This window comes from Aliiroseovarius sp. F20344, assembly GCF_023016155.1.
Taxonomy (GTDB): domain Bacteria; phylum Pseudomonadota; class Alphaproteobacteria; order Rhodobacterales; family Rhodobacteraceae; genus Aliiroseovarius.
Map to the genome: position 1 here is coordinate 50,806 of NZ_JALKBG010000008.1, position 20,859 is coordinate 71,664.

Consider the following 20,859-nt stretch of genomic DNA (forward strand, 5'->3'; position numbering starts at 1 on the left):
TTCAAGCTTCTTATGGGGTGTTGGGGCAGGGTGCAATCATACGATCTGGCTTACGGCAAGAAAAAGCACAAAAATCAGCCCGGCATCCCGGTTGGATCGAAACAGTTTCAAACAATTCTCAGGGCTGTCGGTGTCCAGCTTTCTAAGCTGCCAGGCCAGATGCCATCCCATGAACCACACGCCGCCTAGGGCGATGACCAAGGTTAGCACATTGGCCAGCGGAACAAGCGCGAAAATCGTGGCCACGGCGAACAGAGCGACTGTTAACATCAGGAACAATTTCAGCCACTTGCGGCTGTTTTTGCCAAACAGGCGGGCGGTGGATTTCACACCAATCAACGCGTCGTCTTCAGTATCCTGATAGGCATAAATTGTATCATAAAATAGCGTCCATGCGATGCCAGCGACATAAAGAATGACCGGGGGAAGTTCCAGCGAACCCGTATGCGCAACCCAGCCCAGCAATGCGCCCCAATTGAAAGCGATTCCCAGAAACGCCTGTGGCCACCACGTGAAGCGCTTGGCGAAGGGATAGACCGCGACGGGCAGCAGGGCCACAATACCAATGATGATCGCAGCGGTGTTGAATGTCAGCAGAATTCCAAAGGCAACAAGCGCCTGTAGCCCCATCCAGATCACAGCTTGCTTTACACCCACCTGACCCGAGGGGATCGGGCGACTTCTGGTGCGTTCAACCTGCCCATCGAAGTCTCGGTCGGTGATGTCATTCCATGTGCAGCCCGCGCCGCGCATTAGCCAAGCACCTATGGCACAACCCAGCATGATCCATGCGTCGTAAAGACCAAATTTTCCGGTGCTGGCGGTGGCAAGCAGCACCCCCCACCAACAGGGGATCAGCAAAAGCCACGTGCCAATCGGACGGTCCGCCCGGCTTAGACGCAAATAGGGGCGCGACCATGCAGGCGCACGGTGATCCACCCAGTTGCCCTGATATGCATCAGAAACCTGTCCGGTTGGGTCTGGCAAATCGGTGTTCGGGGTCATAGGTTTCCCTCATGAAACAGGCAAAAGTCCGGCTCTATGTAGATCACCCTTTGGCCGAGGGGCAAACCGTTTCGCTGGAACGCGACCAAGCGCATTACCTTTTTGGGGTGATGCGGCTGGGCGAAGGCGGCCGCGTGGCGCTGTTCAACGGGCGGGACGGAGAGTTTCCGGCCCGTGTGATCGAGGCAGGGAAACGCAAGGGCGTGTTGGAATGCGAGGCGCAGTCCAAACCGCTGCACATGCCGCCGGACCTTTGGCTGTGCTTTGCGCCGATCAAAAAAGCGCGCACGGATTTTATTGTCGAGAAAGCTGCCGAAATGGGCGCGGCGTTGATCCAACCCATGTCGACGGAGTTTACCAATTCCGAACGAATCCGCCGCGACCGCCTGCAAGCACATGCAGTTGAAGCCGCAGAGCAATGCGGCGGCACCTATGTGCCCGAGGTCGTGGATCTGATGCGTATGGACAAGCTTTTGGATGCATGGCCCGACGACCGCCAGATCATGTTCTGTGACGAAGCGCTGGTGGGTGCGGCCGAGACGCTCAATGCGGCAAGCGGTCATCGATGGGCGATCTTCATTGGCCCTGAAGGCGGGTTCTCTGACCGCGAGCGCGCGCGGCTTCATGCGATGGAGAACGCGCATGCCGTCAGCCTCGGCCCGCGCGTTTTACGTGCCGACACCGCGGCCGTCGCCGCCATGACCATGTGGCAGCAGGTCTTGGGGGATTGGGGATGATCCGCCTTGCCCAAGCGGGGGATGAACCTGCGATCGAGGCGTTTCTGGCCCGTCATGCCGAAACCAGCATGTTCCTGCGCTCGAACCTTCTGAATTTGGGGCTGGGACAGGGCGCGTCACCGCGCTCGACCGACTTTTGGCTGGTGGAAGGGGCGGGCCTTGAAGGTGTTGTCGGCTACAGCAAAGCCGGGTTCGTCATGTGCCAGATGCCAAATGCGACTTTCGAGGCGTGGCAAGCCATCGCTCAGGTTCTGAACGGACGGGACGTTGGCGGCATCATGGGCACGTCAGAGCAAGTTGCGTTGGGAAAGCGCGGTTTGGGGATCGATGCTGGGCTCTATTCCACGGATCGTGAAGAGCCGCTTTATCGGCTGTCTCTGGATCAGTTGATCTTCCCAGAAATCACCGGCAAGCTGCGCGCCGCTGACGACGTTGATCTGGACCTACTGATCAACTGGATCATCGACTATGATAAGACCGCCTTTGGTTTGGAACTGACGGAGGATGTCCGTAACCGCGCAGTCGAAACGGCCAAGGTCCATATCGGATCGGATATACACCGCATTCTTGAAACCGATGGCACGCCGGTTGCGAAAACGGCCTTTAACGCAAGTCTTCCGGACATGGTGCAAATTGGCGGGGTCTATACACCGCCGGAACTGCGATCAAAGGGTTATGCACGCCAGGCCGTCGCGCTGCATCTTCTGGAAGCAAAGACAAATGGTGTGGAAACGGCGATCCTTTTCGCATCGGGGCCCCCGGCTTGTCGCGCGTATGAAGCCATTGGGTTCACCAAGATTGGGTCCTATCAGCTTTCCCTTTTGACCGAGCCTCAGACCATCGGAGGCTCGTTATGAGCATCGTTCGTCCAGATGCCTCTCAGATCCTAAGCCGCTTTCGGGATGCGTTGATCGGCGCGGGCATCATGTTGCTGGGCCTGTGGTGGGCGTGGGGGTCGCTTGGGTTGATCAAATGGATGGGGGTCGCCTTGGCAATCCTTGGTGCAGGCTTGACTTGGGCTGGTATCCAGCGGGGCCGGGTCTTGCCACGAAAAGGCGGTGCCGGAGTGATTGAGCTGGATGAAGGCCAATTGACCTATCTGCACCCCGATGGCGGCGCGATCGTGCCGCTTGAGTCCGTGATACGGATCGAGATTGAGACCACCGATGATGGGCCGCTGGAAGACGATCTGTTTTGGCTGTTTCACCTCTTGGGCGGCACATTAGTGCGCATTCCGGGATCGGCTGTCGGTGCGGAGTATCTGTTCGATGCGCTCGCCGGGTTTTCCGGTGCAAATTATGAACAGGTGATTGCCGCGTCAGGTTCGACTGCACAACACGTGTTCGTTATCTGGCAAAAACCACCAACGAAGCTGCATTGACACCGGGGGCCGCTTGCCCCACGACTGGAGCCCCCAAAAGGGCGTTTTCTATAGGAGCCGAACATGTCCATTCCTCAGTCCGGTGGTGGCCCAATCACCCATCACGATCAGCTGGCGCAGTTTCTGGAAAGCGGCTGTAAACCGCGTGATACATGGAAGATCGGCACCGAGCACGAGAAGTTTGGATACTGTAAAGACACGCATAAACCACTGCCTTATGACGGGCCGCGTTCGATCCTGAAGATGCTGGAAGGCCTGCGCGACCGATACAACTGGACCGAAGTGCGCGAGGCGGGCAACCTGATCGGGCTGGAACGCGACGGCGCGAACATCTCGCTGGAACCCGGTGGGCAGTTTGAGCTATCGGGCGCGCCCTTGGACAACATCCACCAGACCTGTGACGAGGTGAATGAACACCTGCGCGAAGTGCACGAGATCGCGGACGAGATCGGCGCGCGGTTCATCGGTCTGGGTGCGGCGCCCGAATGGACGCACGATCAAATGCCGGTGATGCCCAAGGGGCGTTACAAGCTGATGACCGACTATATGGACAAGGTCGGCACCCACGGCAAACAGATGATGTATCGGACCTGCACGGTTCAGGTGAACCTCGACTTCGCGTCCGAGGCCGACATGGTGCAGAAGTTCCGCGTGGCGCTGGCGTTACAGCCGGTGGCGACCGCACTGTTTGCCAATTCTCCGTTCTTCGAGGGCAAACCCAACGGCCACAAGTCGTGGCGCTCGCGCATCTGGCGCGATCTGGATGGCGCCCGTACTGGCATGCTGCCCTTTGTTTTTGAAGACGGCATGGGGTTTGAACGCTACGTTCAATACGCGCTCGATGTACCGATGTATTTTGTCTATCGCGACGGCGAATACATTGACGCGCTGGGCCAGTCCTTCCGCGACTTCATGCAGGGCAAACTGCCCGCACTGCCCGGTGAAACACCGACCCTGTCTGACTGGGCCGATCATCTGACCACGATCTTCCCCGAGGCGCGGATCAAACAATACATGGAGATGCGCGGCGCCGATGGCGGCCCATGGCGTCGCCTCTGCGCGCTGCCTGCTTTGTGGGTGGGTCTTATGTACGACCAATCCAGCCTCGATGCGGCGTGGGATCTGGCCAAGGGCTGGGACGCGGAAACCCGCGAGGCGCTGCGTGTCGCCGCGTCGGTCGAGGGGCTTCAGGCCGAGGTAAACGGCATCCGCATGCTGGATCTGGCGGGCGAGGTGGTGAAGATCGCCGAAGGCGGGTTGAAAGCCCGCGCCCGTGTTGGCAGCGGTGGCATGGTGCCCGATGAAACCCACTTCCTGAACGCGCTGCAGGAATGTGTTGAAGAAGGCCGTGCGCCTGCCTGTGAGCTTCTGGGCAAGTATCACGGCGAATGGGATGGTGATCTGAGCCGGATTTACGACGAGTATAGCTACTGACGTTCAGATTGCGGGAAAATTGCCCCCCGCCACGCAGAACATCTGTGATCCAATCACCCCTAGTGATCGTGCTTGATCAGGTTCGCTTTTGCGATCATGCTCTTTCACGTGGACTTTTCACTCAGGATACAGGTGTATGAGAAAACGCATTGCAGCACATCGTCATGCATTGCTTGTGTGGACCGTTTGTTTGTTTGCTCTGATGTTCGGGGCAGTTGCGACGACAGCGGTTCTCGATCTCAACGGTCCGGGTTACGAGTACGCGCTGATCGCATTTGTTTGGCTCGTGGTTGTCCTCTTTGTCCACACAGCAGCCTCAACACCGATTTACACAGCGTTCCTTGAGCCGGATGGACGGGTTTCGTTTGTCTGGCAATACCCTCACAAGCGCGTTTCCAGAATCTTAGAGCCCGCGGCCATACCCGAGCCTGAAATTGTGACTTCCAGAGATAGCGATGGTGATCGCCGGGTTGTTGTTAAAATAACCTTTTCAGACGGGTTTGAATTCATTGTGGCTGAACCGTCAGTTCAGACGGGGCAGAGCCAAAAATCCGAGGATCGGAAGCTGCGCTATTGCGAACGCGCCTGCGCGCGATTTTCCGACGCTATTTCCCAATCGTGAATGCCGTGGTGGGTTAAGGGAGCCTGCATAACTTCAGCACTCGCCGCTGTGCAAAGTAGGGCAAACTTGGTTTCAAAGCGGTAGTTCGTCATGTGTCTGGCTCAATCTTGGCAGCACTTTTCCCGGGTTCATGATCCCCTTCGGGTCCAGTGCCCGCTTGATCTGACGCATCACAGTCAGCGCCACCGGGTCTTTGCGCCGCTGCATCGAGGGAAGCTTCGACAGCCCGATCCCGTGCTCGGCTGAGAAGCTGCCGCCCATGTCGCGCACCACATCCTCGACCCGTTCCATTATGGGATCGCACAACGCCGCATCGCTTGGGAAAACGGCATAGTGGATATTTCCATCTCCCAGATGGGCAACCTCTAACACCTCCGCATTCGGGTCCAGCTTGGCAAGCTCATCCCCCATCCGATCCAGAAACGCTTCTACCCTGTCCAGTGGCAAGGCAATGTCGTTGTTGACGAGCGGTTGCCGCCCCAGAACCACCTCGGCGGCGGCCTCGCGGCGTTCCCACATCTCGGTGCGTTGGGTGTCGTTATGGGCGATCACGGCGTCCAACACGGTGCCGTCCTCCATGAACCCTACCAGTACATCCTCAAGATAAGTGGTCAGGGGCTGGCTGCCATCCGCGGCCAAATTCACATCGCGCGGGGCGTTTGATGCGATCTCAGTCAGGATGTTGATTTGATGGTGATTCTCAAACGGCGGGCGGAGGTCGGGACGCTTTTCAACCAACGCGTCCAGATAGCTGCCCGGCATGTACTCAAACGCTTCAACACCGCTGCCGGTCACTTCTAGCAGACGGTTCAGCACCGATAACGCTGTGCTAAGTTTGTCCACGGCGATCATGGCCGTGGCGCGCGCGCCCGGCTCAGGCACCAGTTTCAACACTGCGCCGGTGATCACTGCCAACGTGCCTTCGGACCCGATCAGCAAATTACGCAGATCGTAGCCGGAATTGTCCTTATGCAGTTCGCTCATCAGGTCGAGAATTTCGCCCCCCGGCAATACGGCTTCGATCCCCAAACACAGTGCGCGCATATTGCCGAATTTCAGCACATTCGATCCGCCCGCATTGGTCGCAAGCATGCCGGCAATCATACAAGATCCCTTCGCGCCGAAGGTCATCGGGAACCGCAATCCGTGCTCTGCGGAGGCGTCATGAAGCGCTTCCAGCACCACGCCACCGTCCACCACGGCCAAGCGGGCATAAGATTTGATGTCGCGGATGCGGTTCATACGGGCGAGTGACAAAAGCAAACTACCGTCGCGTGCCTGCGCGCCGCCCGACAATCCTGTGTTGCCCGAAACCGGCACAACCGGCACGGCATGGTCTTGGGCCAGCGCCATGATCTGGCTGACTTCATGCGTTGATCCGGGGCGCAGCACGGCCAAAGGGGTGCTTTCGTATTTGCCCACCCAGTCGCGTGCCCAAGGGGCCGTATCATCACCTGTCAGCACATGTGCCGCGCCTATGGCTGCGCGCAATTCGTCCAGAATGCTCATTCTGCCCCCTTCTGCTTACGGGCAGTTTAGGGCGCTGGGCTGGCAAGGCAAGTTGATCAGGCGTGACATAAGGCCGGGGGGATGTTAGCGATATCTTTCAGAACATACGGGAGGCCAAATTGACCCATATCCTTGCCATTGATCAGGGCACCACTTCGTCGCGTGCCATTCTGTTTGATAAGGACATGCACCCTCTGCGGACTGCGCAACAGGAGTTCACCCAGCATTTCCCGAACTCGGGTTGGGTAGAGCATGACCCGGACGAGATCTGGGACAGTGTGGTCGCCACCTGCCGCGATGCGGTTGAGGGTAGGGACGTCACTGCCATCGGCATAACCAACCAACGCGAAACCACGCTGGTATGGGATCGTGTGACGGGCGCACCTATTCACAACGCGATTGTCTGGCAAGATCGTCGCACAGCTGAACGGTGTTCCGAGCTGAAAGCCCAAGGGCATGAGGCGTTGATCACCGAACGGACGGGGCTTTTGCTGGACCCCTATTTCTCGGCCACGAAACTGGCGTGGATTTTGGACAATGTTGAAGGGGCGCGGGCACGGGCAGAGGCCGGTGAGCTGGTATTTGGCACCGTTGATACGTTCCTGATTTGGCGGCTCACCGATGGTGCATCCCATGTGACCGACGCCACCAATGCCGCGCGCACGATGCTTTACGACATCAAGTCCGGGCAATGGGACAAGGATATCTGCGGTCTGCTGAATATCCCGATGTCCATGTTGCCCGAGGTGAAGGATTGCGCTGCGAAATTCGGAGTAACCGACCTGTTCGGCGATCCCGTCCCGATTCTGGGCGTGGCAGGCGATCAGCAAGCCGCCACCATCGGTCAGGCTTGTTTCGAGCCTAGTATGTTGAAGTCAACATACGGCACCGGATGTTTCGCGCTTTTGAACACCGGTGACACACCTGTGACTTCACAAAACCGGCTGCTAACAACAATCGCCTATCAGCTTGATGGCAAACCGACCTATGCGCTTGAGGGATCGATCTTCATCGCGGGTGCGGCGGTGCAATGGCTGCGCGATGGGCTGGGCATTATCGACAATGCCGCTGAAACCACGTCTCTGGCTGACGCCGCTGATCCGGCGCAGGAAGTGATCCTTGTCCCTGCCTTCACGGGTATGGGCGCGCCCTATTGGGATGCCGACTGCCGCGGGGCCATCTTTGGGCTGACGCGTGGCTCGGGGCCAAAAGAATTCGCGCGCGCCGCTTTGGAAGCGGTAGGGTTCCAGACCAGAGATCTGCTTGAGGCCATGCAATCCGATATGGGGGCAGGCGGCAATGCCGTTTTGCGCGTCGATGGTGGAATGGCAGCGTCTGACTGGGCAATGCAATTCCTATCGGACATCAACGATGCGCAAGTAGATCGCCCAACCGTCTTAGAGACAACAGCCTTGGGGGCGGCGTGGCTTGCAGGCATGAAAGCAGGTGTTTACCCCGATCAGGCAGGATTTGCGGAAGCCTGGGCGCTTGAACACCGTTTCACGCCAAAGATGGATGCGAACACGCGTGCCGCACGCTACGCAGGCTGGAAAGACGCAGTTTCACGCACGCTCAGCCAGTAGGGTCCTTGGACTTATAAATCCCCTCGGGCAGGTTCAGCGCGGCTGTCAGGTCGCGTAATTGCGCGGGCGATAGAGAGATCCTGTGTACGATATCCGTGCGTGGGTCCCATTGCTCCAATGTCACACAGTCCTCAAAGGCGTTAATCGTAACGTCTTCATTCAAGTGTTCCTGCCCCTCGTCGACAAGGGTAACAACGGTCGCGTCAAAGTCGTGTTCTATGGTAAACATATGACCAGTTTAGCGCGCATGGCCGCAAAGGCCAGCGTGTTTGGCGGAAAGAAAAGGGTAAGCGCAGCAATGCAGCAATTCAGCGGATTCTTGACCGACAGGGGATCTAAATACGCGGTGTCTGGTGGCCCCGTTCAATCGCGGGCGGATGTGAAAGCATTCTTGAAGGAACTCACACGCGACAAACGCTATGCAAAGGCAACACACAACACTTGGGCGGCCGTCTTGCCCGAAGGTGGCGGCGTCAAAGGCGATGACGGCGAAGCTGGCGCAGGCATGGTGATTCTGCGGATGCTGGAGCGCGAAGGGCTGGAAGGTCACGTGATAGTGGTCACGCGCTGGTTCGGTGGCACAAAGCTGGGCGGAGATCGGTTCAGGCGCGTGCAGGACGCGGTATCACACTATTTGACGCATGCAGATGTAACGAGAGCAGAATGCTAAAGACCCAGCTTCATCGCTTTTGGATGACCTGTGTTTGGTCATGGGCAGGTTGGACAACCTCTTGGAAAACCGAAGCCTCGCTTAGGCAATGGAGCGCGGTGTGCGTGATCTCATCTGCTTTTGCATTGTGGATGGACCTGACACGCGGTGAAACCGCTTTGATTTTGGCATTGGGTGTCTTGGTTGTGGCGTCCGAGCTGGCCAATACCGCCATCGAGCGAACCGTGGATCTAGTGACACGGGATGAGCACGAATTGGCGCGGAACGCAAAAGACGCGGGCAGCGCTTTCGTCGCGCTGACTGCGACGGCAGGCGGCGTTGCTTGGTTGGCAATCTTACTGGGTTGATCAGGTGTGGCCGTTTCCGGCTTCTTCCTCGAGATGCAGTTTCATATCGATCAGAACATGCTGAAGCGCCAAGGTCTCGCGCAGAAGGCGCTTGGCTTCGTTGATCGTGATGATCCCATCTTCGATTGACTGCTGATACTCCGCCATGAGCATGGCGAAACGCTGTGACAGCGCAATGACGTCGCTGTTTACGCCACCGTCACCTTCGGGCGAGTTCTTACGCTCAGCATCATACGAGATCGTAATGCCGCGAAGCTCGGAAAGGGCGCTGGTCACATGAGGATAGCGGGCAGCTTCTTCCAAAGCCGCAACAGCGTCGATCGGCATGAAACGATCCGAGTGCTCTTCGCTGTCTGAATAATATCGCCCAAGCGTTGCTTTGGACTTGCCGGTGGCAGCACAAGCCGCTTCCAGCCCGACATCTTTTACCAAGGCCTCTGTGTGCTTTTTAAGATAACTTCCGACGCCAGCCATATTCCAATCCCTTTGCATTCCCAGTGGTGAGGGGAATTCCACACCCCTTTTCCCATTATTTTGCCGGTAAGGAAATGGCTTATTTGCTTTGTAACGAGTGATCTGTTGCTGTTTGCGAGTAAAAGAATTTGTTCACGAGTGCCCGAGGCATTGTGCATCGGTTTGGAAAGGCCCGTATTTGTAATCACGCGGGGTGCAGAAGAGGTGTCTGCATGAGAAAGCTGGACGTGGTTGTTTAATCAGTTGAACGGTCACTTCCATCCCCGGGCTTAGCCCACTGACCGAATGTTGTGTTCGCGCCAGCTTTCTCCTTTTCTTCCCGCCTCTCCGGACTTCCGCGAATTGATTGATGTGGACGGTTGAACCTGATCGCGCCTCCGCGTAATTCATGGATATGGCAAAGCTCTACTTCCACTACTCGACCATGAATGCAGGGAAATCGACCCTGCTTTTGCAAGCCAGCCACAACTATCGTGAGCGCGGCATGCAGACCTATTTGATCACCGCGCAGTTTGACAATCGGGCAGGGGATGCGCGAATTGGCAGTCGCATCGGCATTGGGTGCGAGGCGGACACGTTTGGGGTGGATGAGAATCTGTTTGCCAAGCTGGAGCGCAGGTTAAACGACGGCCCCTGTGCCTGTGTGTTCATTGATGAAGCTCAGTTCCTAAGCCACGAGCAGGTATGGCAGCTTGCGCGCGCCGTGGATGATCTGGGTGTGCCGATCATGTGCTATGGGCTGCGTGTCGATTTTCAGGGAAATCTGTTTCCGGGCTCGGCAGCGCTTTTGGCCTTGGCGGATGAGATGCGCGAAGTGCGCACCATTTGTCATTGCGGTAAGAAGGCCACGATGGTGGTGCGGCAGGATGATCAGGGGCGCGTTCTGACCGATGGGGATCAAGTCCAGATCGGCGGGAACGAGACCTATGTGTCGCTATGCCGCCGCCACTGGCGTGAAGCCACGGGCGGCTGAGTTCAAACCAACCGTTAGACTTTAGACGGCAGCGGCTTTCCATTCACAAATGCTTCGATATTATCCATCGCGAGCATGCCCATATCTGTGCGCACTTCCAATGTTGCGGTGCCCAAATGAGGTAGAAGTGTAACGTTTTCGCGGGTGATCAGCGCGTCTGGCACTTTCGGTTCGAACTCGTAGACATCCAATCCAGCCCCGGCAATCTGCCCCTTATCCAGAGCATTGATCAATGCGGCTTCATCCACAATTTCGCCGCGGGCGATGTTGATCAGGATGGCATGGGGTGGCATGGCGGCGAAGGTCTGTGCGTCGATCAGATGTCGGGTGTCAGCGCCGCCGGGCACTGCAACGACAAGGATGTCGGCGCTCATCGCCACAGCCTCGATACTGTCAAGTTGGTTCGCGGGAACATCCGGCGTTTTGGGGGAGCGGTTGAAGAACACCACGTTCATGCCAAAGCCAAAATGACAACGCTTCGCGATGGCTTCACCGATGCGACCCATGCCGATGATGCCGACAGTTTTGCCCGAAACATGCTGACCCAGAAGCTGGGTTGGGTGCCAGCCCTCCCAGTTGCCAGCACGCAGAAGGCGCTCGCCTTCTCCGGCCCGGCGTGCTGTCATCAGGATCAGGGTCATGGCGGTGTCGGCGGTGGCATCGGTGACAGCGCCCGGAGTGTTGGTGACCGTCAACCCATGGGTCTTCGCAGCGTCCACATCGATATGATTGTAGCCCACGCCGAAATTGGCCAGTAAGCGTGCGCGAATGGCAGTGGCATCGGTAAAGACGTCCGCAGAATAGAGATCCCCGAGCGTTGGGAGTACGATGTCGTAGTCCTGCAAGCTGGCAATCATCTCGTCCCGCGTCATCGGAGTCGTGATGTCGCGCACCGTTGCGTCAAAACCAGCACAGGCACGGGTCAGAACTGCATCGGGCAGAGGGCGCGAGATGAAGAGTTTCATCAGCACATCCGTGCGCCATTGGGGACATCGTGATCGGGGCTTAGCAGTACCACACCGTCATCGGCGTCATGCAGCCCAAGCACCAGTACCTCGCTGCGCATCGGGCCGATCTGGCGGGGCGGAAAGTTAACCACGGCGATGACGGCTTTGCCGACCAGAGTGTCAGGCGCGTAGTGCGCGGTAATCTGGGCCGAGCTTTTCTTCTCGCCGATCTCGCCTCCGAAATCGACCCACAGCTTGATAGCGGGCTTGCGGGCCTCGGGGAAAGGTTCGGCGCGCATTATGGTGCCCTTGCGAATGTCGACTTTCATGAAGTCGTCGAATGTGATCTCAGCCATTGGCAAGCTCCTTGGAACGGTCAGCTGCAGCCTTTACTGCGCGGGTTAGAAGGGTGGGGAAGCCGTTGGCGTCGTCCATTAAGACAGACAAGGCTGCGGCGGTGGTGCCTCCCGGACTGGTCACGTTCACACGCAGCTGGGCAGGGCTTTCCTCGGCCTCTTCGGCCAACGCGCCAGCGCCGCCCACAGTGGCTTTTGCTAGCTGCATGGACAATTTGGGCGGCAGCCCCTCGGCTACGCCCGCGGCGGCCAGCGTTTCGATCAGGTGGAACACATAGGCGGGGCCAGAGCCGGACACAGCCGTGACCGCATCCATCTGATGTTCGCCATCCAGCCGAACGACTTGCCCGACAGCCGACAGCAAAGTTTCGGCCAGATCCATATCCGCATCCGAAGACTTCTTATTGCCGCAGATTGCGGTGATCCCCCGCCCTATCGCCGCTGGGGTGTTGGGCATCGCGCGGATGATCGGAGTCTGTCCGCCCAGCAGGTCCTCGTAGGTGGAGATCGGCGTCCCGGCAGCAACGGAAAGGAACAAGGTGGTGCCGTTTCCAAATGCCTTTAGCGAAGGCAAAGCATCAGCCATCATTTGGGGTTTCACAGCGATCAGCACGATCGCGGGATCATCCGGCAGTGTGGCGTTCAGGTTCAACCCGTCCAGAGATTTCAGCCAATCCGAAGGGTAGGGATCGTTCACCCACACAGAAGACGTAGGTAGCCCATCCGAAAGCCAGCCTTCCAGCATGGCCGATCCCATCTTGCCACAGCCCAGCAACACCAGCCCGCGCGATTTTACCTGATCCATCATGATGACGCCCCGATCCAAAATCTCATTTGGGTGCGAGCTTAGAGCGCAGGGCGTGCGGCGCAAGCCGAAAGCGAAAGGCGGCGCTAGGCGCGGCCGTATGCCTCGGCGATGGCGACCTGAAGAGCGTCTTCGATGCTTCTGTCTGTCCATGCGACCAGCTGGAACGCCGGATAGAAACGCTCGCTTGCAGACACTGCTGATGCGATCAGGCGGTCAATTTGTTCCGGCCCAGCGAATTGGCCGCCGGTCAAGGCCAAGCCATAGCGCCAGACCATCAGGCGCTGCTCTTCCCAATAGGTGAATGCGCCGGTCCAGCACTGATCGTTGATGCGGTTCAGGGCATCATAAACGCGCGGCAGGCTGTCTTCAGGCGGCTCCATTTCGAAGGTACAGATCAGGCGAAGGGTCTCGTCGTAGGGTGACCATGCCAAGGTGATCGAATATGTGCGCCACTGTCCCTCGACCGCCATGGCGATCTGATCTTCGGCGACGCGGTCAAATTCCCACGCGTGGTGTTCGGCGATGGTTTCCACGATGTCGATCGGGTGAAGGTCTTCGCTTTCTATGAACTGCTCGGTTGCGGCCATGATATGCCCCCCTTGGTTTCAGCATTCGCGACGGGTTCGTGACAGCGACCCTTTAAGGCCACAAATGCTTGATGCCTGTACTAGGTTCGGCGTTCGTTGCGCCTTGCCTTACTAGATATGGTGTCACCCCCATTGCGGGCTGTAAAGTGAAACTTTACCTGTTCATCGAGTTGTCCACAGAAAACTTTGAGTTCTCCACAACTTAGCGTACGGGCGCTGAAGTGGCAGTTTAAAGCCACCTTCGGGTCTTGTGCTTGACCTTGCCGCTGAGACACACCAGTTTGGCGCAAATTCTTATCCCGTCAGGAGCCTCAGTTGCCCAAGCGTACAGCCCCGTTTTCTCGTTTCGAATGGCAGATTGCGTGGCGGTATCTGCGTGCACGCCGCGCCGAAGGTGGCGTCAGCACAATGACGTGGATCAGTCTGATCGGCATCACACTTGCTGTGGCCGCGCTGATCATCACACTGGCCGTGCGCACCGGGTTCCGTGATGAATTCGTCGATACAATTCTGGGGTCAAATGCGCATGTCGAGGTTTTTGCTCAAAGCCGCGTCACCGCGAATGGTGATCTGGACCGCACCATCCAGAACTACGAAGACTGGGCAGACCGCATCCTGACCGTGCCGGGTGTTATCCGTGCGGCACCCTTGGTGAAGGGGCAGGTCATGGCCAATCGCGGCCAATACAATGCCGGGGTCGAGGTGTTCGGGATCTCGTACGACGACATCCTGACCATCCCGCGTGTCGCGCGACCCGAAAGCTTCGCTGGCGACCTGTCCAGCTTTGAGCGCGGGGTGGCCATTGGGTCAGGCGTTGCGGCGGAACTGAATGTCGGTGTCGGTGACAAGATCAAGATCATCTCGCCCAATGGCGTCAAAACTGCCTTTGGAACCAGCCCGCGCGTCAATGCCTATGACGTCACCTATATCTTCACCGCTGGCCGCTGGGATATTGATCGCACGCGGGTCTATCTTCCGATTGCCGAGGCGCAGAGCTTTTTCAACCGTGAAGGGCTGGCAGATGAAATCGAAGTGATGGTCGAGGATCCCGAGGAAATTGACAAGCTGCTGATGCCGATCATGGAAGCCGTCGAAGACCCCAGCGGGGTGTGGACATGGCGCGACCGCTCTGGCGCGTTCTTGCGGGCGCTTGATATGGAGGACAATGTGATGTTCATCATCCTGTCCGTTCTGGTGTTGATCGCTTCGATGAACATCACCTCTGGCCTGATCATGCTTGTGAAGAACAAGGGGCGCGACATTGGCATCTTGCGCACGATGGGTCTGACCGAAGGCTCGATCCTACGGGTGTTTTTCCTGTGTGGCTCACTAACCGGGATTGTGGGTACGATTGCTGGCGTCATCCTTGGATGCCTCTTTGCCCTGAACATCGATAGCGTATTTGCACTGGTGAACTATATCTCTGGCGGCGGGGTCTGGGACCCTTCCATCCGTGGTATCTATCACTTACCTGCAAAACTTGAGTTTGCGGATGTAGCATCGGCGGTGGCCCTGTCGCTGACCCTTTCTTTTGTTGTGACCCTGTTCCCGGCCCGTAAAGCCGCACGGATGAACCCGGTAGAGGCACTGCGCTATGAGTGACACAGTTCTGTCCCTGTCGGGGATCACCAAGACTTACAACGAAAACACGCCCGGCGAGATCCGCGTGCTGCGTGGCGCCGATCTGTCGATTGCCAAGGGCGAGGTTGTAGCGCTGGTCGCCCCGTCCGGGTCGGGCAAGTCAACGCTTTTGCACATTGCCGGGCTTTTGGACACGGCGGACGCAGGCGAGGTGTCGATCAACGGCCAAACGATGGGCAACTTGTCTGACCGCCGCCGCACGGCCACCCGTCGCAACGAAGTTGGGTTCGTCTATCAGTTCCACCATTTGCTGCCCGAGTTTACCGCGCTGGAAAACATCGTTCTGCCTCAGCTGGCGAATGGTGTAAGCGACCGAGCCGCGCGGGATTATGCGATGGAGCTGATGGCCCGCGTGGGTGTCGACACCCGCACCAGCCACCGCCCGGCAGAGCTGTCAGGCGGCGAACAACAGCGCGTTGCGTTCTGCCGGGCGCTCGCCAACCGTCCAGCGCTTTTGCTTGCGGACGAACCCACGGGGAACCTTGACCCGGATACGGCCGAAACCGTCTTTGCAGCCCTCATGGAACTGGTGCGTGACACCGGCCTGTCTGCCCTGATCGCCACGCATAACCTTGAGCTGGCCGCCCGCATGGACCGCACCTTGCGACTTGATGGCGGCGAGATCCTCTGACCGCTCGCAACCCCTGACAATTGCGTGAGACCCGATTGCGCGGCCCGGCCCAATCGGCATTCTGAAACCGTATTTTGTTCAGCGGAGAAACCGATGCGCGTTCTGACCCCGATCCTTGCCTTGATCCTGTCCGCCAGTATGGCCGCTGCGGGTCCTGTGAACTTCAACTCATGGCGCACGCATTGGTTCGCCATCTTCTCGAAGGTGACGTTTTCGGCGGCGGGCGGTGCGATGGGGGTGACCGCAGATGGAGCCGTGTCCATCACCTATGACCGGCTTGCCCCCAACGATTGGGGCGCACGAAAAGCCAGTTGGCGCTGGGCGGTGGACAGCTCGGTTCCTGCCACGGATTTGCGCCAGAAGGGCGGGGATGATCGCAACCTTGCGCTTTACTTTGCGTTCCTGCCAAAGGCCGAGGCCGAACGCCTGCAAGGCAGCCGCAACCTGCGCAAACTTCTGAACCACCCCGAGGGCCGCGTGCTGGTCTATGTCTGGGGCGGCAATCACAAACGCGGCGCGGTTCTGGGATCGCCCTATCTGGGCAATCGCGGCAAAACCATCGTGCTGCGCCCGTCCGGCACCGGGTCACATTCCGAAAGCGTGGACCTTGCCGCAGATTACCGCCGCGCCTTCGGGTCGGAGCCTGACGCGCTGGTCGCTTTGGCCTTGTCGGCAGACAGCGACGACACGGATGTGGTCATGCAGGGACAGATCAGCAATTTCAGTTTGAAATGACCTGGGGTTGCATGCAGGCGCAGGCGTGATAGAATCACGCTAAAGCAAGACCTTAGAAAGGCAACAGGGTTCCCCAATGCGCCGCGCAGCACCCCTTCTTCTGATCCTTCTGGCCGCTTGTCAGCCCGAAGACATCTTCTACACGCAAGCCAAGCCCCAGAAGGAAGACGTTTCCGACCTGACCGGGGCCCAGATCTATGCCGAGAACTGCGCGTCCTGCCACGGCGATGACGCCAAAGGCGGCGTCTATCCCAGCGCGCCGGACCTGACCAAACTGTCTGCCCGCCACGGCGGCAGCTTCCCAACCCGCCACGTCATGTCGACCATCGACGGCTATGCCAAAGGCACCCAACGCGCTCCCATGCCGGAATTCGGCGCGCTGCTGGAAAGCGAAATGGAGGTCTGGGTGGACGAAAAAGGCGTGCAAACGCCGACACCTGCTGCGCTGGTGCGTCTGGCGGAGTATTTGGAGAGCGTGCAGGACTGATCTGCGCGTGGCTTAGCCCTAGAACGCGACCTTTCGCTCGTCAGATAGACCTCCGGAAATGCGGCAAGATGCTGAAAACGCCTGTCGAGTGTTTTTCTCACCCAATAAGGTTGTCCGCGGCTCAAGCGTATTTTTTTAGATGCGTGTCATGGGCGGCGACGGGAGAGCATTGGCTGATTTCTCACACTACTTATGCTATTATTGGCGCCTTCTGTTTCTTTCAAAGGAGGGAGTATCCATGGAACTAGAGAAACGAGTGGCCGACCTAGAGCATTCAAGGACGCGGATCTTAGCGGTTTTCGGGGTTCTAGGGCTTCTAGGGTTAGGTTTGAGCGGTTTCGCTCTATTCCTTTCTTCGAAAGTGACGGATGTGTCTGAAAGCCTTGTCTCAGCTGAGACGCGCCTTGACGACATAGACTCCCAAATTCCAGATATACCAAATATGGTTAATGAAGCCGTAGACAGTAAAGTTTCAGTAGACTTGGCGAATGCATGGTCCTTTGATGGCGTATTGGGGCAACTTCAGGCGCAAGCGATTTGCACAGCTGTTTCGCCCAAATCCAAGACCGTCATGGCTGTGCTGAGAACGCCGACCGGCACCAACGCGACTGGTAATCCTGTTTCTGATATTTGCACCAATATCTGTCCAAGATACATTGCGCCAGGTACGAACCGACAGGCGAGTGACGTTGGTTCAGTTCATCTGTATTCAACATCGCTACCATTCGACACCGAAAACGGAGAAATATTTAACAGTGGCTTTGCCACGCATGTCTATCCAGCAGGAAATACTAACGTTGGCTTCGGCCCTAATTATTGTTGCTGTGGTGGATAGTTCTCTGTTCCCTCAAACATCCAACTCCTCCACAAACTTCGCGTTCTCCTGAATATACTGGAAACGAAGTTCGGGTTTTTTACCCATCAGCTGCTCGACCAAGGCGGCGGTTTCGCCGGGTTCGTCCTCGTCAATCGTCACTCGGATCAGCGTCCGTGATGCCGGGTCCATCGTGGTTTCTTTCAGGTCCTTTGCGTCCATCTCGCCCAGACCTTTAAAGCGGCTGACGTCGATTTTACCTTTGCCGCCCAGACCTTTTTCCAGCCACTCGTCCCGCTCGGCTTCATCAATGCAGTAGACGCGTTTGGCGCCTTGGGTGAGCCTGAAAAGCGGTGGGCAGGCCAGATAGAGGTGCCCGGTGTCGATCATCGGGCGCATTTGGGTGAAGAAGAAGGTCATCAGAAGCGACGCAATATGCGCCCCGTCCACATCCGCATCGGTCATGATGATGATTTTGTCATAGCGCAGATCATCTACGTTGAACTTGGTGCCCAGCCCGACGCCCAGCGCTTGGGTCAGGTCGCTGATTTCCGCGTTGGTGCCCAGCTTTGACGACGCAGCGCCCAGCACGTTCAGGATTTTCCCGCGCAGGGGCAGAAGCGCCTGAGTTTTGCGGTTGCGCGCCATCTTGGCCGATCCGCCAGCCGAGTCGCCCTCGACAATAAACAGCTCGGTGCCTTCGCGGTTGGTGGCGGAACAATCAACCAGCTTACCGGGCAGGCGCAGTTTCTTGGTGGCTGTCTTCCGCGCGGTTTCTTTTTCCTGACGGCGGCGCAGGCGTTCTTCGGCCCGCAGGACAAGGAAATCAAGGATCGCACCGGCGGATTTCGTATCCGCGGCCAGCCAGTTGTCGAAATGGTCGCGCACCGATTGCTCGACCATTTTGTTGGCAGCTTCGGTCGACAGGCGGTCCTTGGTCTGGCCCACAAAAGCCGGGTCCGCGATGAAGCAGGACACCAGCGCGCAACCGCCCGTCAGCAGGTCGTCCCGGGTGATGTTCGCGGCTTTCTTGTTGCCCACAAGCTCGCCGTAAGCCTTGATCCCCTTCAGGATCGCAGCCCAGAAGCCGGTGACATGTGTGCCGCCTTCGGGGGTAGGAACGGTGTTACAGTAGGACTGGATGTAGCCATCGCGCGACGGGGTCCAGTTGATCGCCCATTCGACAAAGCCGGGTTCGTTAAACCGCTCGCGGAATTCGACCTTTCCGGCGAAGGGCTGGTCGGCATAGATCGATGCGCTGCCCAGAGTTTCTTTCAGATAGTCCGCCAAGCCGCCGGGGAAATGGAAGGTGGCTTCGGTCGGTGTCTCGCCGTCATCTATGGCGGATTTCCAGCGGATTTCGACGCCCGAAAACAGGTAAGCTTTTGACCGCACCAGCGTAAACAACCGCTTGGGCTTGAAGCGGTGCTTGCCGAAGATTTCCTCATCCGCGTGGAATGTGACTTCGGTGCCGCGTTTGTTTGGCGCTGCGCCCACTTTCTCGACCGGCCCCAAGGGGACCCCGCGCGAGAAACGCTGTTCGAACATCTCTTTGTTTTTGGCAACGCGCACGACCATCGAATCCGACAGGGCGTTCACGACGGACGAGCCAACACCGTGCAGACCACCCGAGGTCTGATAGGCCTTGCCCGAGAATTTACCGCCCGCGTGCAGCGTACAGAGGATGACCTCAAGCGCGGATTTGTCGGGGAATTTTGGGTGCGGATCGATTGGAATGCCGCGCCCGTTATCGGTGATCGTGACAGAATAGTCGTCGTTCAGCGTGACCTCGATCCGGTTGGCGTGGCCCGCGACGGCCTCGTCCATCGAGTTATCAAGGATTTCCGCGACCATATGGTGCAACGCACGTTCATCCGTGCCGCCGATATACATGCCGGGGCGCTGGCGCACAGGCTCCAGCCCCTCAAGCACCTCGATTGAAGAGGCGTCATAGCTATCGTCGTTCCCAGTAAGGAGGTCGTCTGCCATATGCTCGAACTTTCTTATGTTAGTTGGGGCGCATTAGATCATCCGGCGCGAGCAGGGGCAATATGTGGTGGCACGTTCCAGCAAAAAAGGCACCGGTCATCCCGATGCCTTTGTTTGCCATCTCGGTTGGGCTTAGGTGTACAGGACAGGTTCGCCCATTTGTTCGTGGATCGAATTGGACGTGCGGGCGTCGATGCCCAGCGCCTGACCCAGATCGTGCAGGTATTGTGCCTCGGCTTTGCTGTCGAGGTCCAAGCCGACTAGAGACATGGCGTAGACCTGTGCCTCCATCCCGCGTGGGGTGTCATTTGCAAGACCCTGTACGTCAACCGGACGTGTGAATTCGGAATTCACGAAATCCGCCTCTTCACGAGACACATCGCCCAGATGCTCTTTCAGGGCCTTTTGTTCCTGCGCATCAATGCGGCCGTCGCTTTTTGCGGCTTGGATGATTGCGCGAAGCAACACAGCCGCCTTATCTTCTTCGGCCTGCGAGGGTGTTTGGCGCATGTTGCCGCCGCCTTGCAGGGCGTCATTCAGCATATCGCCCAATGACCCAGCGCCGGGTTTCGACGCCGCTGTACCTGCAGCTCCGCCTGCCAGTGCTTCCAGCAATCCGCCAAGTCCGCCGGGCGCTCCGCCTGAAGCTTGTTGGTTGCCACCGCCCAGAACTTGTCCAAGCATATCGCTTAGTCCGCCACCCTGTCCGGTCGACTGACCACCACCCAGAAGGTCGCCAAGGCCTCCGCCGCGTTGTGATCCAGATCCACCTTGCTTCATCAGGCCGCCAAGAAGGTCCGAAAGGCCTCCGCCGGACTGTTGGCCCGATTGGGGTTGAGCCTGTGTTAGGCCGCCCAGTATGTCGCTAAGCCCGCCGCCCGGCGAGTGCTCATCCCCGAAAATGCTGCCGCTTCCGGCATTGGTGGTTTGTCGTGGGGTCGACCCACCCTTCGTCATGCTGGAAACACCTTTTGCGACCGCAACGCCGATGGCTACTTTAGCTAATGTACTAACGAGACTCATGAAAACTCCTCCCAAGTCGATCTAAAATCACCAACAGAATAAGGGCGATCGTATCTTTGGATAGGGGAAAAGCTGCACAACCGCCTCATCGGCGGAAAAGAGGTTG

General features: G+C 58.0%; 24 protein-coding genes. 14 read left to right on the forward strand and 10 right to left on the reverse strand.

Going from position 1 to position 20,859, the window contains the following annotated elements:
- Positions 1-36: 36 nt before the first annotated feature.
- On the reverse strand, positions 37-1,005 hold the full coding sequence (ubiA, locus tag MWU55_RS09355) for a 4-hydroxybenzoate octaprenyltransferase (RefSeq protein WP_246935787.1): 969 nt from the start codon (positions 1,003-1,005) through the stop codon (positions 37-39).
- An 11-nt stretch (positions 1,006-1,016) separates the two neighbouring features.
- On the opposite strand from ubiA, the gene MWU55_RS09360 reads away from it, so the two are divergent.
- The 5 genes from MWU55_RS09360 (at position 1,017) to MWU55_RS09380 (ending at position 5,179) form a co-directional block, all read left to right on the forward strand.
- Positions 1,017-1,742 (forward strand): 16S rRNA (uracil(1498)-N(3))-methyltransferase, encoded by a 726-nt coding sequence (locus tag MWU55_RS09360; protein ID WP_246935788.1) that lies wholly within the window; start codon positions 1,017-1,019, stop codon positions 1,740-1,742.
- The gene (locus MWU55_RS09365) at positions 1,739-2,599 is read left to right on the forward strand and encodes a GNAT family N-acetyltransferase (RefSeq protein ID WP_246935789.1); all 861 of its coding nucleotides are present in this window, start codon (positions 1,739-1,741) and stop codon (positions 2,597-2,599) included. Before MWU55_RS09360 ends, MWU55_RS09365 begins: the two co-directional genes overlap by 4 nt.
- Positions 2,596-3,123 carry a hypothetical protein gene (locus MWU55_RS09370; RefSeq protein WP_246935790.1) on the forward strand — a complete coding sequence of 176 codons (528 nt, stop codon included), beginning with the start codon at positions 2,596-2,598 and terminating at the stop codon, positions 3,121-3,123. Before MWU55_RS09365 ends, MWU55_RS09370 begins: the two co-directional genes overlap by 4 nt.
- Positions 3,124-3,186: 63 nt before the next feature.
- The gene (locus MWU55_RS09375; protein ID WP_246935791.1) at positions 3,187-4,557 is read left to right on the forward strand and encodes a glutamate--cysteine ligase; all 1,371 of its coding nucleotides are present in this window, start codon (positions 3,187-3,189) and stop codon (positions 4,555-4,557) included.
- Positions 4,558-4,693: 136 nt separating this feature from the next.
- A complete protein-coding gene (locus MWU55_RS09380; RefSeq protein ID WP_246935792.1) occupies positions 4,694-5,179 on the forward strand; it encodes a hypothetical protein in 486 nt (161 codons plus the stop codon).
- Positions 5,180-5,251: 72 nt separating this feature from the next.
- Here the strand turns inward: MWU55_RS09380 and MWU55_RS09385 are convergent, their stop codons facing one another.
- Positions 5,252-6,688, reverse strand: a complete 1,437-nt coding sequence (locus MWU55_RS09385) for an FAD-binding oxidoreductase (RefSeq protein ID WP_246935793.1) — start codon at positions 6,686-6,688, stop codon at positions 5,252-5,254.
- 119 nt (positions 6,689-6,807) lie between these two features.
- On the opposite strand from MWU55_RS09385, the gene glpK reads away from it, so the two are divergent.
- Positions 6,808-8,271 (forward strand): glycerol kinase GlpK, encoded by a 1,464-nt coding sequence (gene glpK, locus MWU55_RS09390; protein ID WP_246935794.1) that lies wholly within the window; start codon positions 6,808-6,810, stop codon positions 8,269-8,271.
- Here glpK and MWU55_RS09395 read toward each other — a convergent pair.
- A complete protein-coding gene (locus MWU55_RS09395) occupies positions 8,261-8,500 on the reverse strand; it encodes a hypothetical protein (RefSeq protein WP_246935795.1) in 240 nt (79 codons plus the stop codon). The two genes, glpK and MWU55_RS09395, sit on opposite strands and share 11 nt — an antisense overlap.
- 69 nt (positions 8,501-8,569) lie before the next feature.
- Here MWU55_RS09395 and MWU55_RS09400 point away from each other — a divergent pair, with 69 nt between their 5' ends.
- Together MWU55_RS09400 and MWU55_RS09405 are read left to right on the forward strand one after the other, a co-directional pair.
- Positions 8,570-8,941 carry a YigZ family protein gene (locus tag MWU55_RS09400; protein ID WP_246937845.1) on the forward strand — a complete coding sequence of 124 codons (372 nt, stop codon included), beginning with the start codon at positions 8,570-8,572 and terminating at the stop codon, positions 8,939-8,941.
- Positions 8,935-9,288 (forward strand): diacylglycerol kinase, encoded by a 354-nt coding sequence (locus tag MWU55_RS09405; RefSeq protein ID WP_246935796.1) that lies wholly within the window; start codon positions 8,935-8,937, stop codon positions 9,286-9,288. Before MWU55_RS09400 ends, MWU55_RS09405 begins: the two co-directional genes overlap by 7 nt.
- Here the strand turns inward: MWU55_RS09405 and MWU55_RS09410 are convergent, their stop codons facing one another.
- Positions 9,289-9,762 carry a hypothetical protein gene (locus MWU55_RS09410; protein WP_246935797.1) on the reverse strand — a complete coding sequence of 158 codons (474 nt, stop codon included), beginning with the start codon at positions 9,760-9,762 and terminating at the stop codon, positions 9,289-9,291.
- Positions 9,763-10,156: 394 nt separating this feature from the next.
- Between MWU55_RS09410 and MWU55_RS09415 the strand changes: the two genes are divergently transcribed.
- On the forward strand, positions 10,157-10,735 hold the full coding sequence (locus MWU55_RS09415; protein WP_246935798.1) for a thymidine kinase: 579 nt from the start codon (positions 10,157-10,159) through the stop codon (positions 10,733-10,735).
- A 14-nt stretch (positions 10,736-10,749) separates the two neighbouring features.
- On the opposite strand, the gene MWU55_RS09420 is transcribed toward MWU55_RS09415, so the two are convergent.
- From MWU55_RS09420 to MWU55_RS09435, 4 genes are all read right to left on the reverse strand, one after another.
- Complete coding sequence (locus MWU55_RS09420) at positions 10,750-11,700, reverse strand: D-glycerate dehydrogenase (RefSeq protein WP_246935799.1); 951 nt, start codon at positions 11,698-11,700, stop codon at positions 10,750-10,752.
- Positions 11,700-12,038 carry a tRNA-binding protein gene (locus tag MWU55_RS09425; RefSeq protein ID WP_246935800.1) on the reverse strand — a complete coding sequence of 113 codons (339 nt, stop codon included), beginning with the start codon at positions 12,036-12,038 and terminating at the stop codon, positions 11,700-11,702. Before MWU55_RS09425 ends, MWU55_RS09420 begins: the two co-directional genes overlap by 1 nt.
- The gene (gene proC, locus MWU55_RS09430; RefSeq protein WP_246937847.1) at positions 12,031-12,843 is read right to left on the reverse strand and encodes a pyrroline-5-carboxylate reductase; all 813 of its coding nucleotides are present in this window, start codon (positions 12,841-12,843) and stop codon (positions 12,031-12,033) included. Before proC ends, MWU55_RS09425 begins: the two co-directional genes overlap by 8 nt.
- 86 nt (positions 12,844-12,929) lie before the next feature.
- The gene (locus MWU55_RS09435) at positions 12,930-13,433 is read right to left on the reverse strand and encodes a YbjN domain-containing protein (protein WP_246935801.1); all 504 of its coding nucleotides are present in this window, start codon (positions 13,431-13,433) and stop codon (positions 12,930-12,932) included.
- 315 nt (positions 13,434-13,748) lie between these two features.
- Here MWU55_RS09435 and MWU55_RS09440 point away from each other — a divergent pair, with 315 nt between their 5' ends.
- The 5 genes from MWU55_RS09440 to MWU55_RS09460 all read left to right on the forward strand — a co-directional run bounded on the left by MWU55_RS09440 (position 13,749) and on the right by MWU55_RS09460 (position 17,762).
- Positions 13,749-15,035, forward strand: coding sequence for a lipoprotein-releasing ABC transporter permease subunit (locus MWU55_RS09440; protein ID WP_246935802.1), 1,287 nt, complete (start codon positions 13,749-13,751; stop codon positions 15,033-15,035).
- Positions 15,028-15,705, forward strand: coding sequence for an ABC transporter ATP-binding protein (locus MWU55_RS09445; RefSeq protein WP_246935803.1), 678 nt, complete (start codon positions 15,028-15,030; stop codon positions 15,703-15,705). Before MWU55_RS09440 ends, MWU55_RS09445 begins: the two co-directional genes overlap by 8 nt.
- A 93-nt stretch (positions 15,706-15,798) precedes the next feature.
- Positions 15,799-16,440: a DUF3047 domain-containing protein gene (locus MWU55_RS09450; protein WP_246935804.1), complete on the forward strand. Its 642-nt coding sequence runs from the start codon at positions 15,799-15,801 to the stop codon at positions 16,438-16,440.
- A gap of 76 nt (positions 16,441-16,516) precedes the next feature.
- Positions 16,517-16,927 carry a cytochrome c gene (locus MWU55_RS09455; RefSeq protein WP_246935805.1) on the forward strand — a complete coding sequence of 137 codons (411 nt, stop codon included), beginning with the start codon at positions 16,517-16,519 and terminating at the stop codon, positions 16,925-16,927.
- A gap of 238 nt (positions 16,928-17,165) precedes the next feature.
- On the forward strand, positions 17,166-17,762 hold the full coding sequence (locus MWU55_RS09460; protein ID WP_246935806.1) for a hypothetical protein: 597 nt from the start codon (positions 17,166-17,168) through the stop codon (positions 17,760-17,762).
- Positions 17,763-17,774: 12 nt separating this feature from the next.
- Here MWU55_RS09460 and parE read toward each other — a convergent pair whose 3' ends face one another.
- Both parE and MWU55_RS09470 read right to left on the reverse strand, forming a co-directional pair.
- Positions 17,775-19,730 (reverse strand): DNA topoisomerase IV subunit B, encoded by a 1,956-nt coding sequence (gene parE / locus MWU55_RS09465; protein ID WP_246935807.1) that lies wholly within the window; start codon positions 19,728-19,730, stop codon positions 17,775-17,777.
- A gap of 132 nt (positions 19,731-19,862) precedes the next feature.
- On the reverse strand, positions 19,863-20,753 hold the full coding sequence (locus tag MWU55_RS09470; protein ID WP_246935808.1) for a DUF533 domain-containing protein: 891 nt from the start codon (positions 20,751-20,753) through the stop codon (positions 19,863-19,865).
- Between the last annotated feature and the right edge of the window lie 106 nt (positions 20,754-20,859).

Bases quoted from the DNA above. Each gene is read 5' to 3' on its own strand.
- ubiA (WP_246935787.1), bottom strand. From the start codon at position 1,005: ATGACCCCGAACACCGATTTGCCAGACCCAACCGGACAGGTTTCTGAT.
- MWU55_RS09360 (WP_246935788.1), top strand. From the start codon at position 1,017: ATGAAACAGGCAAAAGTCCGGCTCTATGTAGATCACCCTTTGGCCGAG.
- MWU55_RS09365 (WP_246935789.1), top strand. From the start codon at position 1,739: ATGATCCGCCTTGCCCAAGCGGGGGATGAACCTGCGATCGAGGCGTTT.
- MWU55_RS09370 (WP_246935790.1), top strand. From the start codon at position 2,596: ATGAGCATCGTTCGTCCAGATGCCTCTCAGATCCTAAGCCGCTTTCGG.
- MWU55_RS09375 (WP_246935791.1), top strand. From the start codon at position 3,187: ATGTCCATTCCTCAGTCCGGTGGTGGCCCAATCACCCATCACGATCAG.
- MWU55_RS09380 (WP_246935792.1), top strand. From the start codon at position 4,694: ATGAGAAAACGCATTGCAGCACATCGTCATGCATTGCTTGTGTGGACC.
- MWU55_RS09385 (WP_246935793.1), bottom strand. From the start codon at position 6,688: ATGAGCATTCTGGACGAATTGCGCGCAGCCATAGGCGCGGCACATGTG.
- MWU55_RS09395 (WP_246935795.1), bottom strand. From the start codon at position 8,500: ATGTTTACCATAGAACACGACTTTGACGCGACCGTTGTTACCCTTGTC.
- MWU55_RS09400 (WP_246937845.1), top strand. From the start codon at position 8,570: ATGCAGCAATTCAGCGGATTCTTGACCGACAGGGGATCTAAATACGCG.
- MWU55_RS09405 (WP_246935796.1), top strand. From the start codon at position 8,935: ATGCTAAAGACCCAGCTTCATCGCTTTTGGATGACCTGTGTTTGGTCA.
- MWU55_RS09410 (WP_246935797.1), bottom strand. From the start codon at position 9,762: ATGGCTGGCGTCGGAAGTTATCTTAAAAAGCACACAGAGGCCTTGGTA.
- MWU55_RS09415 (WP_246935798.1), top strand. From the start codon at position 10,157: ATGGCAAAGCTCTACTTCCACTACTCGACCATGAATGCAGGGAAATCG.
- MWU55_RS09420 (WP_246935799.1), bottom strand. From the start codon at position 11,700: ATGAAACTCTTCATCTCGCGCCCTCTGCCCGATGCAGTTCTGACCCGT.
- MWU55_RS09425 (WP_246935800.1), bottom strand. From the start codon at position 12,038: ATGGCTGAGATCACATTCGACGACTTCATGAAAGTCGACATTCGCAAG.
- proC (WP_246937847.1), bottom strand. From the start codon at position 12,843: ATGGATCAGGTAAAATCGCGCGGGCTGGTGTTGCTGGGCTGTGGCAAG.
- MWU55_RS09435 (WP_246935801.1), bottom strand. From the start codon at position 13,433: ATGGCCGCAACCGAGCAGTTCATAGAAAGCGAAGACCTTCACCCGATC.
- MWU55_RS09445 (WP_246935803.1), top strand. From the start codon at position 15,028: ATGAGTGACACAGTTCTGTCCCTGTCGGGGATCACCAAGACTTACAAC.
- MWU55_RS09450 (WP_246935804.1), top strand. From the start codon at position 15,799: ATGCGCGTTCTGACCCCGATCCTTGCCTTGATCCTGTCCGCCAGTATG.
- MWU55_RS09455 (WP_246935805.1), top strand. From the start codon at position 16,517: ATGCGCCGCGCAGCACCCCTTCTTCTGATCCTTCTGGCCGCTTGTCAG.
- MWU55_RS09460 (WP_246935806.1), top strand. From the start codon at position 17,166: ATGGAACTAGAGAAACGAGTGGCCGACCTAGAGCATTCAAGGACGCGG.
- parE (WP_246935807.1), bottom strand. From the start codon at position 19,730: ATGGCAGACGACCTCCTTACTGGGAACGACGATAGCTATGACGCCTCT.
- MWU55_RS09470 (WP_246935808.1), bottom strand. From the start codon at position 20,753: ATGAGTCTCGTTAGTACATTAGCTAAAGTAGCCATCGGCGTTGCGGTC.